Source organism: Streptomyces sp. WY228, assembly GCF_019287315.1.
GTDB lineage: Bacteria > Actinomycetota > Actinomycetes > Streptomycetales > Streptomycetaceae > Streptomyces > Streptomyces caviscabies.
The window spans coordinates 1,472,021-1,487,172 of the sequence record NZ_CP079114.1; the positions used below are offsets into that span (position 1 = coordinate 1,472,021).

16 protein-coding genes are annotated in these 15,152 nt (G+C 72.6%); 7 read left to right on the plus strand and 9 right to left on the minus strand.

The annotated features are described in order from the left end of the window. Positions 1–32 precede the first annotated feature (32 nt). Positions 33–1,790, minus strand: a complete 1,758-nt coding sequence (locus tag KV381_RS06175) for an AMP-binding protein (protein ID WP_247595061.1) — start codon at positions 1,788–1,790, stop codon at positions 33–35. Continuing rightward, entirely contained in the window at positions 1,787–2,557 is a 771-nt protein-coding gene (locus tag KV381_RS06180; RefSeq protein ID WP_218784824.1) for an SDR family oxidoreductase, read from the minus strand. The genes KV381_RS06175 and KV381_RS06180 overlap by 4 nt, the downstream gene beginning before the upstream one ends. 223 nt (positions 2,558–2,780) lie before the next feature. On the opposite strand from KV381_RS06180, the gene KV381_RS06185 reads away from it, so the two are divergent. Continuing rightward, positions 2,781–4,049: an exo-beta-N-acetylmuramidase NamZ domain-containing protein gene (locus tag KV381_RS06185; protein ID WP_030085668.1), complete on the plus strand. Its 1,269-nt coding sequence runs from the start codon at positions 2,781–2,783 to the stop codon at positions 4,047–4,049. Positions 4,050–4,058: 9 nt separating this feature from the next. Here the strand turns inward: KV381_RS06185 and KV381_RS06190 are convergent, their stop codons facing one another. Next, positions 4,059–4,544: a GNAT family N-acetyltransferase gene (locus KV381_RS06190; RefSeq protein WP_030085670.1), complete on the minus strand. Its 486-nt coding sequence runs from the start codon at positions 4,542–4,544 to the stop codon at positions 4,059–4,061. 233 nt (positions 4,545–4,777) lie between these two features. On the opposite strand from KV381_RS06190, the gene KV381_RS06195 reads away from it, so the two are divergent. Next, entirely contained in the window at positions 4,778–5,392 is a 615-nt protein-coding gene (locus tag KV381_RS06195) for a hypothetical protein (protein WP_030085672.1), read from the plus strand. A gap of 76 nt (positions 5,393–5,468) precedes the next feature. Here the strand turns inward: KV381_RS06195 and soxR are convergent, their stop codons facing one another. Beyond that, positions 5,469–5,936 carry a redox-sensitive transcriptional activator SoxR gene (soxR, locus tag KV381_RS06200; RefSeq protein ID WP_030085674.1) on the minus strand — a complete coding sequence of 156 codons (468 nt, stop codon included), beginning with the start codon at positions 5,934–5,936 and terminating at the stop codon, positions 5,469–5,471. A 112-nt stretch (positions 5,937–6,048) separates the two neighbouring features. On the opposite strand from soxR, the gene KV381_RS06205 reads away from it, so the two are divergent. Beyond that, positions 6,049–6,510, plus strand: a complete 462-nt coding sequence (locus KV381_RS06205) for a MaoC family dehydratase (protein WP_086778726.1) — start codon at positions 6,049–6,051, stop codon at positions 6,508–6,510. On the opposite strand, the gene KV381_RS06210 is transcribed toward KV381_RS06205, so the two are convergent. From KV381_RS06210 to KV381_RS06220, 3 genes are all read right to left on the minus strand, one after another. Next, positions 6,501–7,133, minus strand: coding sequence for a TetR/AcrR family transcriptional regulator (locus KV381_RS06210; RefSeq protein WP_103537194.1), 633 nt, complete (start codon positions 7,131–7,133; stop codon positions 6,501–6,503). The two genes, KV381_RS06205 and KV381_RS06210, sit on opposite strands and share 10 nt — an antisense overlap. 88 nt (positions 7,134–7,221) lie before the next feature. Next, entirely contained in the window at positions 7,222–7,512 is a 291-nt protein-coding gene (locus KV381_RS06215) for a YiaA/YiaB family inner membrane protein (RefSeq protein WP_030085680.1), read from the minus strand. 146 nt (positions 7,513–7,658) lie between these two features. Next, complete coding sequence (locus tag KV381_RS06220; RefSeq protein ID WP_218784826.1) at positions 7,659–8,810, minus strand: acyl-CoA dehydrogenase family protein; 1,152 nt, start codon at positions 8,808–8,810, stop codon at positions 7,659–7,661. Between the two features lie 92 nt (positions 8,811–8,902). Between KV381_RS06220 and KV381_RS06225 the strand changes: the two genes are divergently transcribed. The 4 genes from KV381_RS06225 to ppk2 all read left to right on the plus strand — a co-directional run bounded on the left by KV381_RS06225 (position 8,903) and on the right by ppk2 (position 12,541). Then, the gene (locus KV381_RS06225) at positions 8,903–9,592 is read left to right on the plus strand and encodes a TetR/AcrR family transcriptional regulator (protein WP_030085684.1); all 690 of its coding nucleotides are present in this window, start codon (positions 8,903–8,905) and stop codon (positions 9,590–9,592) included. A 14-nt stretch (positions 9,593–9,606) separates the two neighbouring features. Further along, on the plus strand, positions 9,607–10,371 hold the full coding sequence (locus KV381_RS06230) for a helix-turn-helix transcriptional regulator (RefSeq protein WP_218784828.1): 765 nt from the start codon (positions 9,607–9,609) through the stop codon (positions 10,369–10,371). Between the two features lie 204 nt (positions 10,372–10,575). Further along, positions 10,576–11,559, plus strand: a complete 984-nt coding sequence (locus KV381_RS06235) for a DMT family transporter (protein WP_218784830.1) — start codon at positions 10,576–10,578, stop codon at positions 11,557–11,559. Continuing rightward, on the plus strand, positions 11,525–12,541 hold the full coding sequence (gene ppk2 / locus KV381_RS06240) for a polyphosphate kinase 2 (RefSeq protein WP_218784832.1): 1,017 nt from the start codon (positions 11,525–11,527) through the stop codon (positions 12,539–12,541). Before KV381_RS06235 ends, ppk2 begins: the two co-directional genes overlap by 35 nt. Here the strand turns inward: ppk2 and KV381_RS06245 are convergent. Together KV381_RS06245 and KV381_RS06250 are read right to left on the minus strand one after the other, a co-directional pair. Next, positions 12,510–13,628, minus strand: a complete 1,119-nt coding sequence (locus tag KV381_RS06245; RefSeq protein ID WP_050504994.1) for a Zn-dependent alcohol dehydrogenase — start codon at positions 13,626–13,628, stop codon at positions 12,510–12,512. The genes ppk2 and KV381_RS06245 overlap by 32 nt on opposite strands. Before the next feature lie 41 nt (positions 13,629–13,669). Beyond that, positions 13,670–15,064 carry an aldehyde dehydrogenase family protein gene (locus tag KV381_RS06250; protein ID WP_218784834.1) on the minus strand — a complete coding sequence of 465 codons (1,395 nt, stop codon included), beginning with the start codon at positions 15,062–15,064 and terminating at the stop codon, positions 13,670–13,672. Between the last annotated feature and the right edge of the window lie 88 nt (positions 15,065–15,152).

A 15,152-nucleotide genomic window follows, 5' to 3' on the forward strand; every position in this document is an offset into this window, starting at 1 on the left:
TCGTACTGTGCGTGTGCTGTTTCGACGCTGTTCTAGCGGTGGGAACGCAGTTCCCGCCTGAGGATCTTCCCACTCGCCGTCTTCGGCAGCTCGGTCAGGATCTCCACCTCGCGCGGATACTTGTACGCGGCGAGCCGTTCCTCGCAGTACGCGCCCAGCTCGCCGGGCTCCACGGAGGCCCCCGGACGCAGGCTCACGTACGCCCGGACGCTCTCCCCCCGGTACGCGTCGGGCACGCCCACGACGGCCGCCTCGCGCACCGCCGGGTGGGTGTAGAGGACATCCTCCACCTCGCGGGGCCAGACCTTGAACCCGGAGGCGTTGATCATGTCCTTCTTGCGGTCGACGACGTACAGCCAGCCCGCCGCGTCCATGAACCCGATGTCGCCGGTGCGCAGCTCGCCGTCCGGGAAGGCGGCGGCGGTGGCCTCGGGGAGATTCCAGTAGCCGGAGACGACCTGGGGGCCGCGCACCGCGATCTCTCCCTGCTCCCCGAAGGGCACCTCCCGCCCCTCCTCGTCGAGGATCCGTACGACGGTGTCGGGTCCGGGCACGCCGACGGAGAGGGTGCCGGAGACCGGGTCGACGGGGGCCTCGTGCTCGGGCGGGACCGAGGCGCAGGGGGCGGTGCACTCGGTGAGTCCGTAGCCGTTGCGGAGGTACGGGCCGAAGCCCGCGCGGAACTTCTCCACGAGTGCGGGCGGCAGGGGCGCGCCGCCGGAGGAGATCACCCGGAACGAGGAGAAGTGGTCCGGGGTGACGTCCGGGTGGGCGGCCAGGGCCATGAAGGCGGTGGAGGGGCCGACGGTGTAGGCGGGGCGGTGGGCGGCGAAGGCCTCCAGGACGACGCCCGCCTCGAAGCGGTAGGCCAGGACGAGGGTGCCCGCGTTGGCGAAGCAGGCGGAGAGCTCGCAGACCATGCCGGTGATGTGGAAGAGCGGGGCGAGCGCGAAGTAGGCGGAGCCCTCGGCGATCGGATGGCCGGTGCGCTGGCGTTCGGCGTTGACCATGATGTTGCCGTGGGCGTTCATCGCGCCCTTGGGGGTGCCGCTGGTGCCTGAGGTGTAGCTGATCAGCGCCGTGTCGGCGGCGGTGAGCTCGCGGTCCGCCGGGGCCGGGTGGCCGGCGCGGGCGGCGGCCAGCAGATCGTCCGCGAGGTCGTCGGGGCCGGGGGCGGGCAGCCGTTCGAAGCCGAGGACGCGGGGGTCGTTCACGCTCTGGAGGTCCAGCTCGCAGGCGGTGAGGGCGATGGTGAGGTCCGGGGCGGCCGCCGCGGTGTCCCGCAGATACGCCTCCCACGCCCGGTCCGCGCAGATCAGCGCGGTGACCTGGGCGTCCTTGAGTACGTGGCCGACCTCGCCGGACTTGTACATCGGGTTGAGCGGGACGACGGTGGCCCCGGCCTTCCACGCGCCGAGCAGCGCGAGGACGAAGTGCGGGCTGTTCTGGAGCATGATCGCGACCCGGTCGCCCCGGCGCAGCCCCCGGGCGGCGAGGTGCCCGGCGACCGAGTCGGACAGCGCGTCGGTCTCGCGGTAGCTCAGGCGGCCGTCGAAGTAGGCCAGGGCCGGGCGGTCCGGGGCCCGGTCCACGGCCGCCCGCCAGGCGTGCAGCACGGTCGCGGGCGGGGTGACGGGGGCGCGCTGGGCGTCGCTGAGCAGGGCGAGCCAGGGCTGGGCGGCGTAGATGGAGCCGGCGGCGGCCGGCGCGGCGGACGTCGTGGCGGCGGAGTCCACGGGCCCGGAGGCCGCAGGTCCGGAGTTCACGGTTCCGGGGTTCTGGTCGCTCATGCGCCGCTCGCCTCCCACTTCTGCTGGAGGCGGTTCATATTGCCCAGCCACCGGTCCGGTTCGACAGCGCGCGCTTGGTAGTAGCCCGCCACCTCCGGGTGCGGCAGGACCAGGAAGCGGTCGGCGTCCATCGCCTCGAACAGGGCGTCGGCGACGGCGTCCGGCTCGATGGCGCCGGGGGCGAGGACCAGCTCGCCGGCCGAACCGGCGGCGGTGAGCATGTCGGTGCGGACGCCCTGCGGGCAGATCGCGTGGACCTTGACGCCGCGGTGGCGGTAGGTGAGCGAGAGCCACTCGGCGAAGGCGACCGCCCCGTGCTTGGTGACGCTGTACGGGGCCGCGCCGATCATCGTCAGCAGCCCGGCGGCGGACGCGGTGGTGACGAACCTGCCGCTGCCGCGCTCCAGCCACTCCGGCAGCAGGGCCCTGGCCGCGCGGACATGGGCCATCACATTGACGTCCCAGGCGGCGGCCCAGACCTCCTCGTCGGCGAACGCGTCGCCGGGCGAGGCGAGGCCCGCGTTGGCGCAGTAGACGTCCACCGTGCCGTCCAGCGCCTCCCGGGCCGCGTCCACGATGCCCGAGGCGTCCCCGGCGACGGCGATCCCGCCGATCTCCTTCGCGAGCGGCTCGATCCGGGCGAGGTCGAGGTCGTTGACGACGACCCGCGCTCCCCCGGCGGCGAACCTGCGGGCCAGGGCGGCTCCGATGCCGCCTCCGGCCCCTGTGACCACTACGCCGGCGTCCTGCACCGAACCCATCGTCATCCCGCCCTTCCTCGTCCGGCCCCGTCCGGTCCCGTCCGACCGCACCGGCAGACTAACCGGTCGGTATGTCATCGGGGAAGGGTCGGGAACGGACCGGACGGGGGCCCGGGAGGAGTACGGGGGCCGGCCCGGGGAATCGGCGCGGCCCGGGTCGTTCCGCACGGCCCCGGCCCGCGCTAGCGTGCGTGGCCATGACAGTCGGCGCGATCATGGAGGTAGCGGAATGAGCCTGTCCCGACGTGGTTTGCTGGCCGCGGGAGGCGCCGTGGGAGCGCTCGCGGCGACGGCGGCCGGCACCGGTCCCGCCGCCGCCTCGCCCGGGTCCGGGCCCGGACGCGGCCGGGTGCGTACCGGTTTCGACCGGCTGGCGGCCGACGGCTACCGGCTGCTGCGGGGCCAGAAGGTCGGCATCGTCACCAACCCGACCGGCGTCACCGCCGACGTCCGGCACATCGTCGATGTGATGCACCCGGACGCGCGGGTGAACCTGACCGCCGTGTTCGGCCCCGAGCACGGGTTCCGGGGCACCGCGCAGGCGGGCGGCTCCGAGGGGCGCTACGACGACCCGGCGACCGGGCTGCCGGTCTACGACACGTACCTCAAGAGCGGGCAGGACCTCGCGGACGTCTTCACCGCCTCGGGCGTGGACACCGTCGTCTTCGACATCCAGGACGCGGGCGCCCGCTTCTACACGTACATCTGGACGCTGTACGACTGCATGGAGGCGGCCGCGCTCGCGGGCAAACGCCTGGTGGTGCTGGACCGGCCGAACCCGGTGACCGGGCGGGCCGCGCTCGGGCCGGTGCTGGACCCGGCGTTCGCCACGTTCGTCGGCCGCCGGGAGATCGCCCAGGCGCACGGGATGACGGTGGCGGAGCTGGCGCTGTTCTTCAACGCGGAGTTCCTGCACGAGAATCCGGTGCGGCTGGACGTGGTGACGATGTCGGGGTGGCGGCGCTCGGACTTCTTCGACGACACCGGGCTGCCGTGGGTGCCGCCGAGCCCGAACATGCCCACGCCCGAGACGGCTCTCGTCTACTCCGGCACCTGTCTCTTCGAGGGCACGAACCTCTCCGAGGGCCGGGGCACCACCCGCCCCTTCGAACTGCTGGGCGCGGAGGGCATCGACCGTAGCTGGGCGGCCGCCGCGAACGCGCTGGAGCTGCCGGGGGTGGCCTTCCGCGAGGCGTACTTCGCTCCGGTGTTCTCCAAGTTCGAGGGGAAGACGGTGGGCGGGGTGCAGGTGCACGTCCAGGACCGGGAGGTGTTCGACCCGGTCCGCACCGGGATCGCCCTGCTGGTGACGGCGAAGCAGACCTGGAGCGGCTTCGCCTGGCGGCCGGACAACTGGATCGACAAGCTCACCGGGAACACCCGGGTCCGCACGATGATCGACGCGGGCGCGGACACCGACGAGGTCGTACGGGCCTGGCAGCGGGACCTGTCGGCGTTCCGGGCGAAGCGGCGGAGGTATCTGCGGTACGGGGGCTAGCCCCCGGGCTCAGGCTGCCGCGAGATCCAGGTCGCCGAGGTACTCGCCGTCGTCGGTGAGGCCCCGCTTGCGGTAGCCGAGCCCGAGGTAGAACTCCTCGGGACCGCCCTCTCCGGGCTTCCAGGTGACGGTCGAGACCGTCCCGCCGCGTCGGCGGATCTCCTCGTTGACCGCTCCGACGGCGAACCGCCCGTAGCCCCGGCCCTGCTCACCGGCGGCGACGGCGAGCCGCCAGAGCCCGGAGCGGGGCGGGGCGTCCGGCACCCCCGCGTCGAAGTCGAACGGCAGGTCGAAGTACGCCATCACGAAGCCGACGGCGCGGTCACCGTCACAGATCAGCCGGGGCCAGGCGAGGTCGGGATGCACATAGGCCTCGGCCAGGGACTGCGCGACCGGGGAGACGAACCTGCGCTGCTCAGGCGCTACTTCCAGCCGACAGGCGTCGAGCACATTGTCGGCGGTGATCATTTCCAGGCGCGGGCGAGCTGTCGTCATGGGGGAACCCAACCGCACGGGGCCGTGCCGCCGCCATGGGATTTCGCCACCCGCGCGAGGAAGCACGCCCGCGCACCACCGGCCCGTGCGCCGTTCCGCTTCCGCCCGTGGCACCCCGTCCCACATGGGGTGTCTCGGCCAATGGACGGATTTCATCTTTCGATGGAGCCGAAACGGGCAGGCGTACGTCCATTCCTTGACGTCCAAGGACGAGCGACGGAGGTGGCGGTGTCATGGCCGGTTTCCGGAGTCTTGCGAGACAGGTACGCGATCCGCTGGGTGATCTGGCCCTGCGGCGGTATTCCCTGCGCAAGTGTTTGGAGAGGTTCGCCCCGTACGGGCACCGGGCGACCTGGGACCATCTGTGCGCCCGGCACGGGATCGATCCCGAGGACCGGGCGCCCGATCCGGTGCGTCTGATGCGCGCGCTGGACGAGTTGGAGGAGGCGCGGGCCGTGTGGCTCGCGTACGAGGCGGGGTTCGCCGAGCGGCGGCGGCGCGAGAAGCACGCGGGCCTGCGGCGGCCCGGCGCGTTCGACGACTGGCACCGCCGCACCTGGGGCGGTCACGGGGTGGCCCGCTGCACCGACCCCGGCGTCCATCCGACCGAACCGCTCGCCGAGGTCCTGCGCCGGCTGATCGCGGCTCTCGGCGCCGGCCCCGGCTCCGCCTGCCCGGTCTGCGCGGGCACCGGCATCGAGTGGCGGCAGGAGCGGGGCGACGAGCCGTGGGCGGGCCCGGTGTGCACGGGCTGCGGGATCGTCGTGCCGCGGCCCGCGCTCACCGACCGCACCCTGGCCAGGGCCCGGCTGCCGCGGCACCGGAGGCCGGCCGTACAGGCGGCGTGAGGCCCGGCGTTCCGCGCGGCCGCCCGGCCCCGGTGGACGGGGCCGGAGGGCCAGGGGTCCGGTCGTGCGCCGGCGCTCAGGAGGACGGTTTGCGCTCGGGCATCAGGTGGGAGCCGGTGATCCGTTCACCGCTGATGTCGTCGGGGTTGGACAGCACGCAGGTCTCCAGCGACAGACAGCCGCATCCGATGCAGTCGGTCAGATGGTCGCGCAGGCGGTGCAACTGCGTGATGCGCTCGTCCAGTTCCTTGCGCCACGCCCCGGAGAGGCGGGCCCAGTCCTCGTGGTTGGGCGTGCGCTCCTCGGGCAGTTCGGCGAGTGCGTCCCGGATCGTGGCCAGCGGGATGCCGACGCGCTGTGCCGCCCGGACGAAGGCGACCCGGCGCAGCGCGTCCCGTGAGTAGCGGCGCTGATTGCCGCTGGTGCGGGTGGAGGCGATCAGGCCCTTGGACTCGTAGAAGTGCAGGGCCGAGACGGCTGCGCCGCTGCGCGCCGAGAGCTGGCCGACTGAGAGTTCGTGGAGTGTCTGTGGGATCTGTGGCACCCCTCAAACCTACTGCCATGTCGTTGACAGGAACGCCCCTCCGGACAATGCTGAGCAAGCGCTTAGACATCGCGCGGACAGCGCGTCGAGCCGGAAGGCAGGGACCGGGAACATGGCAGAGCCGAGGATCTTCACGTCCGCGCAGGAGCTGCGGGACGGAGTGGGCGAGCAGCTGGGACACAGCGACTGGCTGGAGATCGAGCAGAAGAGGATCGACCTGTTCGCCGAGGCGACCGGGGACCACCAGTGGATCCATGTGGACCCGGAGCGGGCGAAGGACGGACCGTTCGGCACGACCATCGCGCACGGCTATCTGACGCTCTCGCTGCTGCCCGCACTGGTCCCGCAGGTGATGCGGGTCGAGGGCATGAAGATGGGCATCAACTACGGGACCAACAAGGTCCGTTTCCCCTCGACCGTCCCGGTGGGCTCGCGGCTGCGGGCCACCGCGGTGCTCCGCGAGGTCACGGAGGTGGGCGGCGGCGTGCAGGTCACGGCGGTCGTCACCGTCGAGCGCGAGGGCAGTGAGAAGCCGGCCTGTGTCGCCGAGTCGGTGTCCCGCTACTACTTCTGAACCCGGCGGGCCTTGACCATCCGCAGGACGAGGTCGGCGTACAGCTCGCCGACCTCGTCGGGTGTGCGGCTGCCCTGGGCGTTGAACCAGCGGGCCACGTCGATGCAGAGGGACAGCACCGCGAGCGTGGTGCCGGGGATGTCGGGGACGTCGAACTCGCCGTCCCGCACCCCCTCGCTGATGATCCGGCGCACCACCGCGTCGCTCCTGCGCCGCAGGGCGACGATCTCGGTGCGGTGCTCCTCGCCCAGCGCGTCGAGCTCGTACTGCACGACCCGGGCGGTGGTGTGCCGTTCCGCGTGCCAGCGGACGAAGGAGCGGACAGCCCCGGCGAGCCGTTCGGCGGCCGTGCCGTCCCGGTCGGCCTCGGCGTCGAGGACGTGCAGCGCCCGTTCGTGGCCGATCTTGCTGATCCGGTGGAGCAGCTCTTCCTTGGTCTTGTAGTGGATGTAGAGCGCGGCCGGGCTCATCCCGGCCCGGCCGGCGATGTCACGGGTGGTGGTCGCGTGGTACCCGCGCTCGGCGAAGGCGTCCACGGCGGCGACGAGGAGCCGCCTGGCCGCCTCGGGAGTGACCTCGCCCCACGGCGCGTCCTCGCCGCTCGTCTCCTCCACCGCACTCATCGCCCAGGGCCCCTCTCCGTCAGCAGGACGCACACCATACCCCGAACCTGAGCAAGCGCTTAGGGGATGTCCCGCCGACCCCGTGGGGTCAGAGCTTCTGGAAGGGGTCGTGCTCGGCGAGGATCTTCTCCAGCCGGGCCTGGTCGACCCGGCTGTGGATCTGCCCGGCCTCCTGGCGGTCCCGGATCACCTTGGCGAGCGTGAAGCAGGACGTGACGAGGTAGAGCACGCCGATGGCGAGGAAGCCGCGCACCCAGGCGTCGGCGTCGAGGAAGAAGATACCGAAGGCGACCGCGGCGATCGCCACCATGAAGGAGGCGACGGCCTGCAGGTAGAAGGCCGCGGTGCTCTGCTGCTTGACCGATGTCGTGTCACTCATGGGTTCAGCATCCGCCCGACGTGGCGCACACCACATCCGCGCCCGTACTCAGGCCCGTACTCAGACGTCGGACGCCTGTACGAGGCCGAGCACGAGCACCGGGCGGTACGGGCCCGCACTCCGGCCGGAACGGTCCCGGCGCCGGGTCAGAACGCGGAGACGCCCGTCAGCGCGCGGCCGATGATCAGCTTCTGGATCTGGCTGGTGCCCTCGTAGAGCGTCATCACCCGGGCGTCGCGCAGCAGCTTGCCGACCGGGTACTCGTCGATGTAGCCGTAGCCGCCGAAGACCTGGAGGGCGTTGTTGGCGCAGCGGACGGCGGCCTCGGAGGCGTACAGCTTGGCCGTGGAGGCGGCGGTGGCGAACTCCTGACCCCGGTCGATCAGATCGGCGACCCGCCAGGTGAGCAGCCGGGCGGCGTCCACGTCCACGGCGATGTCGCTGAGCAGTTCCTGGACGAGCTGGTGGCGGGCGATGGGCTTTCCGAACTGCTCGCGCTCGCCGGCGTAGCGCACGGCCGCGTCCAGGGCGGCCTGGGCGATGCCGACGCAGCCCGCCGCGACCGACATCCGCCCCTTGGCGAGGGCGGACATGGCGATGGAGAAGCCCTTGCCCTCGGGCCCGAGCAGGGCGGACGCCGGTATCCGGACGTCCTGGAGGACCAGTTCGGCGGTGGCCTGGCCGCGCAGTCCGAGCTTGCCGTGGACGGTGCGGCGGGTGAGGCCCGGGGCGTCGGTGGGGACGAGGAAGGCGGAGACGCCCCGGTGGCCGGGGGTGTCGTTCGTGCGCGCGAAGAGCAGGACGACATCGGCCCAGGTGCCGTTGGTGATGAACATCTTGGTGCCGTTGACGACGTAGTCTCCGCCGTCGCGGACGGCCCTGGTGGCGAGGTTCCCGGCGTCCGAGCCGGTGCCGGGCTCGGTGAGGCCGAAGCAGCCGATCGCCTCGCCGGAGGTGAGCCGGGGCAGCCAGGACCGCTTCTGCTCCTCGTCGCCCCAGGACGCGATGGTCTTGGCCACCAGCCCGAGCGACACGGAGACGATGCCGCGCACGGAGGAGTCGCCGCGCCCCAGCTCCTCGGTGACCAGGCAGTAGGACAGGTGGTCGCCGCCGGAGCCGCCGTACTCCTCGGGGACGGTGAGACCGAGGAAGCCGAGGGCGCCGAGCTTACCGACGATCGACCTGTCGACATTCTCGGACCGGTCCCATGCGACGACATGGGGGGCGACCTCGCGGGCGACGAAGTCCTCGGCCAGCTTCCGGACGGCTTCCTGCTCCTCGCTCAGCGTCAGGTCCATCGTGCGCCACCCACTGCCTCTCCTGAGCGCCGCTCGGGCGCACTTTAATTAGCACTGCTAGTTTCTGGTTCGCAGGCCCTACTATGAGCCGCATGGCCCGACCGCGCAAGCCCCTCCTCAGCAGAGACCGCATCGTCGAGGCGGCGAGCGCACTCGTGGACTCCGAGGGGCTCGACGCCGTCTCCACCCGTCGCCTGGCGGCCGTGCTGGGGGTCAGCGGGCCCTCGCTCTACAACCACTTCCGCAACAAGGAGGAGATCCTCGACGCCGTCGCCGACGCGGTCTCCGTACAGGTCGATCTGTCGATGTTCGAGGAGTCGGACCCGCGCGACTGGCGCGCGGCCCTGCACGACTGGGCCCTGTCCTACCGGGCCGCGCTCGCCGCGCACCCGCACATCGTCCCGGTGCTGGCCCGGGGGCCGGGCCGCCGGCCGGCGGGGCTGCGGGTCGCCGACGCGGTGTTCGGGGCGATGACCGGAGCGGGCTGGCCGCCCGCCCAGGCGACCCGGATCGGGGCGCTGATGCGCTACTTCATCACCGGTTCGGCGCTGGGGTCGTTCGCCGGGGGCTTCGTGGACGACGAGACGGCCTACGACCCCGCCGACTACCCGCACCTCGGCCAGGCCCATCTGCTGGCCGACCACCGCAGCCAGGTCGACGAAGGGGCCTTCGAGACCGGGCTGCGGGCGCTGCTGGACGGGCTGGCGCTCCAGTACGAGCAGTACGCGCGGCCGGTGGGCGACGGCGCGGCGACGGTTCGGCCGGCGCCGAACCGTCCCTGACGCACCCTGGACGTATGGACCGTTCCCCGCGACAGCGCCCCCGGCCGCACGACGCGGCGGCCCCGCGGCTCGCCGCACTGGCCGCCCTCCTCGCGGACGAGACCCGCGCCTCCTTCTGCCTGGCCCTGCTCGACGGGCGGGCCTGGACCGCCGGTGAGCTGGCCCGGTACGCCTCCGTCGCCCCATCCACCGCCAGCGAGCACCTGGGGCGGCTGGTCGCGGGCGGGCTGCTGGCCCAGGAGCGGCAGGGCCGTCACCGCTATGTCCGGCTGGCCGACGAGCGGGCCGCGCACCTGGTGGAGGAACTGGCCTCGCACGCGGCGCCCGACGCGCCGGAGCGGCCGCGTTCGCTGCGGGCGGCGAGCATCAGCAGTGCGCTGGCCCGGGGGCGTACCTGTTACGACCATCTCGCCGGACGGCTCGGCATCCGGATCACCGAGGCGATGACGGTACGGGGGCTGCTGCGGCAGGACACCGGGTTCGCGCTGACCGAGGCGGGCCTGGAGTGGTTCGCCGCCCTGGGCATCCCCCTGGACCGCTCGGCCCGACGCCCCCTGGCCCGGGGCTGCCTGGACTGGACGGAACGGCGGCCCCACCTCGCGGGGGCGGCGGGGGCGGCGCTGTGCGCGCATGTGCTGGCGGTGGGGTGGTGCGAGCGGGTGGGGTCGGGGAGGGCGGTGCGGGCTACTCCGGCGGGGGTGGGGGCGCTGTCGGACCTCCTGGACATCGCCCCGGGCTCCCTCGACGACCGGCGCCCACCCAGCCCGTCCGGCGTTTGAGGACGGAACCGTGGCGGTGGTCCCGGGCGACCCCTCCGTGTCCGGGAAGCAAGGGTGCCGCCCACCCCAAGCACCGGTTCCGTCCTCAATCGCCGGACGGGCTTGAAGGGGCACGGTTCCGTCCATGCGCGGCGGACGGGCGTCGATTGACGGGGGTTGACAATTCGGTGGGGGGCGAAGCGTTTCGGCTTTACGGTCGTGGCCATGACGACGACCCCGACACCGCTTCCGGCCTCCCCACCGGCCCACCCCTGGCGGGCCACCGCCGCAGCCTGCACCACCGTCGTGCTGTGGGCCTCCGCCTTCGTCTCCATCCGCAGCGCCGGCGAGTCCTACTCCCCCGGCGCCCTCGCCCTGGGCCGGCTCCTGGCGGGCACGCTCGTGCTCGGGGCGATCCTCCTCGTACGGCGGGAGGGGCTGCCCGGGCGCGGCGCCTGGCGCGGGATCGTCACCTCCGGCGTGCTCTGGTTCGGGCTCTACATGGTGGCGCTCAACTGGGGCGAGCAGGAGGTCGACGCCGGGACGGCGGCGATGCTGGTGAACATCGGGCCGATCCTGATGGCCCTGATGGGCGCCCGCATGCTCGGCGAGGGACTGCCGCGCCGCCTGCTGCTGGGCATGGGCATCTCGTTCTCGGGCGCGGTCGTCGTCGGCCTCGCGATGTCCGGGCACGGCAGCTCCTCCGTGCTGGGCGTGGCACTGTGCCTGCTGGCCGCCGTGGCGTACGCGCTGGGCGTGGTCAGCCAGAAGCCGGCGCTCGCGTACGGTTCCTCGCTGCAGATCAACACCTTCGGCTGCCTGATCGGCGCCGTCGCCTGCCTGCCGTTCACCGGGGTGCTGGTCTCCGAGGCGGCCGACGCCCCCATGTCCGCCACGCTGAACATGATCTACCTGGGCGTCTTCCCGACCGCGCTGGCCTTCACCACCTGGGGCTACGCCCTGGCCCGGACCACCGCGGGCCGGATGGGCGCCACCACGTACGCCGTTCCGGCGCTGGTGGTGCTCATGGCGTGGCTGCTGCTGGACGAGGTGCCGACCCTGCTCGGGGTCCTCGGCGGGCTGCTCTGCCTGGTCGGGGTGGCGGTCTCCCGGAGCCGTCAGCAGACTGGGCCCACACGCGGAAATCCCGCTGGGCCGGTGGAGGGAAGCCGTCATGACACGGAGGACCGGAGCGCAGGGCGACCGTAAGAAGGCCGAGAGGTCCGAGAAGGCCGACCGCGAGGAGGCGGGGCGGGCGGCCCGTTACGGCGGGCCGTATCTGGACGGGTTCGGTGTGGTCGACAGCGGGGACGACGATCCGGTCCTCGTGACGCCGAAGGGCCACGCCCGCGACGCCTGGCGCGAGGACTACCCCTACGACCGCAAGCTGCGCCGCCGCGACTACGACAAGGCCAAGCGGGCGCTCCAGATCGAGCTGCTGAAGCTCCAGCACTGGGTGAAGGAGCGCGACGAACGGCTGGTGATCCTCTTCGAGGGCCGGGACGCGGCGGGCAAGGGCGGCACGATCAAGCGGTTCACCGAGCATCTCAATCCGCGCGGCGCCCGGGTGGTGGCGCTGGAGAAGCCGACCGAGCGCGAGCGCACCCAGTGGTACTTCCAGCGCTACACGGCGCATCTGCCGAGCGCCGGGGAGATCGTGCTGTTCGACCGCTCCTGGTACAACCGGGCGGGCGTGGAACGGGTGATGGGGTTCTGCACGACCCGCGAGTACCTGGAGTTCATGCACCAGGCGCCGGGCTTCGAGCGGATGCTCGCCCGGGACGGCATCCACCTGGTGAAGTTCTGGTTCTCCGTCTCCCGCAACGAGCAGCGCAACCGGTTCATGATCCGGCAGATCGACCCCGTACGACGGTGGAAGCTGAGCCCGGTCGACCTGGCCTCGCTGGACAAGTGGGACGCGTACACGGAGGCCAAGGAGCTGATGCTCTTCCACACCGACACGGCGGACGCGCCGTGGACGGTGGTGAAGAGCAACGACAAGAAGCGGGCCCGGCTGGAGGCGATGCGGCATGTGCTGGACCGCTTCGACTACCCGGGCAAGGACCCGGAGGTGGTCGGGAAGCCGGACCCGCTGATCGTGGGCCCGGCCTCCCGGCTGTTCGAGGAGGGCGAGATGGACGCCCGGCTGCTCGGGCCCGTCAGCTCGACCTCCCGGACGACGGACTACTAGCGGCGTTCTGGAACACCACCAGCGCCCGGCCGCCCTTGCCCGCGATCATGTTGTCGAAGGCGGCGGGGATGCCGTCCAGGGCGATGCGTTCGGTGACCATCATCGACAGGTCGAAGCGGCCCGCGCGGATGTGGTCGGCGAGGGCGGGCAGATCGCGGGCCGGGTCGCTGTTGCCGTACACGCAGCCCGTGAGCGACCGGCCCCAGTGGAAGATCTCCAGGGCGTTGAAGGTGACGTCCTGGTCCTTGCCGCCGATGCCGACCACCGTGGTGCGCCCGCCGCGCCGGGTGGACTCCCAGGCGGCCCGGATGGTCGCGGGGCGGCCGACGCACTCGACCGCGACGTCCGTGCCCTGGCCGCCGGTCAGTTTGCGGATCTCGCGCGGGGTGGTGGCGGAGGCGATGACGTAGTCGGTGGCCCCCGCCTGCCGGGCCAGCTCCTCCTTGGCCGGGGAGACGTCGACCGCGATGATCCGGGACGCTCCGGCGATCCGGGCGGCCTGGAGCACGGCGAGGCCGACGCCGCCGATGCCGAAGACGACGACACTCTCGCCCTCGCGGACCCGGGCGCTGTGGTGGATCGCGCCGTAGCCGGTCAGGACCGCGCAGCCGAGGAGGGCGGCGTCGGTGAGCGGGATGCCGTCGGGCGCGGGCAGCACGCAGTTGGCGGCGACGACGGTCTCCTCCGCGAACGCCGCGACGTTGAGGCCGGGGTGGAGGTCGGTACCGTCCGCGGTACGGGCGTGGCGGTTGGCGGTGCCCTTCAGCGCGTCGGCGCAGAGCCAGACCTCGCCGATGCCGCAGTGGAAGCAGGAGCCGCAGGAGGGCGCCCAGTTGAGGACCACGCCGTCGCCGGGCGCGACCTGGGTGACGCCCTCGCCGACCGCCAGGACCGTACCCGCTCCCTCGTGGCCGAGGACGGCGGGCACCGGGACGCGCATGGTGCCGTTGGACAGGGACAGGTCGGAGTGGCAGACCCCCGCCGCGGCGAGCGCGATGCGCACCTGGCCGGGGCCGGGCTCCGGCAGGACGATGTCGGTGATCTCCAGCGGAGCTCCGACGGCGGGCAGTACGGCGGCGCGGACCACGAACAGGCTCCTTACGGGGAAGGGGAAAGGGCTACGGGGGGTCAGAACTGGAGCGACTTGGTCTGGAGGTACTCCGCCAGACCGTGCGGCCCCAGCTCGCGCCCCACCCCCGACTGCTTGTAACCGCCGAACGGCGCCAGCGGGTTGAACCGTCCGCCGTTGATGTCGACCTGCCCGGTGTCCATCCGGCGGGCGAAGGCCACCGCCTCCTCGTCGTCGGCCGCCCACACGGCCCCGGCGAGCCCGTACACGGTGTCGTTGGCGATCCGGAGCGCGTCGTCGACGTCCTCGTACCGCAGGATCGAGACCACCGGGCCGAAGATCTCCTCCTGGGCGATCGTCATGTCCGGGGTGACGTCGGCGAAGACGGTCGGGCTGACGTAGTAGCCGGTCTCCAGCGGCGCGTCCGGGCCGCCCGCGATCAGCCGGGCGCCCTCCTCGACGCCCTTGGCGATGTAGCCGCGCACCCGGTCCTGCTGCTTGGCGTTGACGAGCGGTCCGACCCGTTCGCCGGGTACGTACTTGGTGACGGCGTTCGCCGCGAGCTCCACGGCCTCGTCGTACCGCTCCGCGTCCACCAGCATCCGGGTCCAGGCGCTGCACGTCTGGCCGGAGTTGGTCATCACGTTGGCGATGCCGACGTTGACCGCCTTGGCGAGATCCGCACCGGGCAGGATCACATTGGCGGACTTGCCGCCCAGCTCCAGGGCGACGCGCTTGATCGCGGCCCCGGCGGTGGCGCCGATCTTCCGGCCGACGGCGGTGGAGCCGGTGAAGGAGACCAGGTCGACACCCTCGTGGGCGGCGAGCGCCTGTCCAGCGACCGGTCCGAGGCCGGTGACCAGGTTGAAGACCCCGGGCGGCAGACCGGCCGCCTCGGTGGCCTCCGCGAAGAGCTGGGCGGTCAGCGGGGTGTCCTCGGCGGGCTTGAGGACGACGGTGCAGCCCGCGGCGAGCGCGGGGGCGACCTTGGCGACGATCTGGTGGAGCGGGTAGTTCCAGGGGGTGATCGCGCCGACCACGCCGACCGGCTCCAGCAGCACGGTGGAGTTGCCGATGCGCTCCTCGAAGGTGTGGCGGGCGGCCAGTTCGGCGTACGAGGCGGCCACCAGCACGGGCACGCCCGCGTGGACCATCTGCGACAGCGGCAGCGGCGAGCCCAGCTCGGCCGTGATCGTCGCGGCCAGCTCGTCCTTGCGGGCGGCCAGCGCGTCGGCGAGCGCGGTGAGCCGGGCGGCCCGCTCGGCGGGCGGGGTCGCGGCCCAGGCGGGGAAGGCGGCGCGCGCGGCCCGTACCGCCGCGTCGACGTCCTCGGCGGTTCCCGCCGGCACATAGGCGATGACCTGCTCGTCGGCCGGGTTCACGACCGCGATCGTGTCCTGGCCGGCGGCGGGCCGCCAGGCGCCGTCGATGTACATCTGGTCATGGGCCTGCATGGCTGTTTCCTCCCGGACGTGCTGTGCGGAGCGCCGAAGCCGTGCGGCGCGGGCACACGTCGCACCCGCCCAAACTAGCGCCGTTAGT

Excerpts from the sequence above, each read along its gene's own strand:
- KV381_RS06175 (WP_247595061.1), bottom strand. The coding sequence starts at position 1,790 with ATGAGCGACCAGAACCCCGGAACCGTGAACTCCGGACCTGCGGCCTCC.
- KV381_RS06180 (WP_218784824.1), bottom strand. The coding sequence starts at position 2,557 with ATGACGATGGGTTCGGTGCAGGACGCCGGCGTAGTGGTCACAGGGGCC.
- KV381_RS06185 (WP_030085668.1), top strand. The coding sequence starts at position 2,781 with ATGAGCCTGTCCCGACGTGGTTTGCTGGCCGCGGGAGGCGCCGTGGGA.
- KV381_RS06190 (WP_030085670.1), bottom strand. The coding sequence starts at position 4,544 with ATGACGACAGCTCGCCCGCGCCTGGAAATGATCACCGCCGACAATGTG.
- KV381_RS06195 (WP_030085672.1), top strand. The coding sequence starts at position 4,778 with ATGGCCGGTTTCCGGAGTCTTGCGAGACAGGTACGCGATCCGCTGGGT.
- KV381_RS06205 (WP_086778726.1), top strand. The coding sequence starts at position 6,049 with ATGGCAGAGCCGAGGATCTTCACGTCCGCGCAGGAGCTGCGGGACGGA.
- KV381_RS06210 (WP_103537194.1), bottom strand. The coding sequence starts at position 7,133 with ATGAGTGCGGTGGAGGAGACGAGCGGCGAGGACGCGCCGTGGGGCGAG.
- KV381_RS06215 (WP_030085680.1), bottom strand. The coding sequence starts at position 7,512 with ATGAGTGACACGACATCGGTCAAGCAGCAGAGCACCGCGGCCTTCTAC.
- KV381_RS06220 (WP_218784826.1), bottom strand. The coding sequence starts at position 8,810 with ATGGACCTGACGCTGAGCGAGGAGCAGGAAGCCGTCCGGAAGCTGGCC.
- KV381_RS06225 (WP_030085684.1), top strand. The coding sequence starts at position 8,903 with ATGGCCCGACCGCGCAAGCCCCTCCTCAGCAGAGACCGCATCGTCGAG.
- KV381_RS06230 (WP_218784828.1), top strand. The coding sequence starts at position 9,607 with ATGGACCGTTCCCCGCGACAGCGCCCCCGGCCGCACGACGCGGCGGCC.
- KV381_RS06235 (WP_218784830.1), top strand. The coding sequence starts at position 10,576 with ATGACGACGACCCCGACACCGCTTCCGGCCTCCCCACCGGCCCACCCC.
- ppk2 (WP_218784832.1), top strand. The coding sequence starts at position 11,525 with ATGACACGGAGGACCGGAGCGCAGGGCGACCGTAAGAAGGCCGAGAGG.
- KV381_RS06250 (WP_218784834.1), bottom strand. The coding sequence starts at position 15,064 with ATGCAGGCCCATGACCAGATGTACATCGACGGCGCCTGGCGGCCCGCC.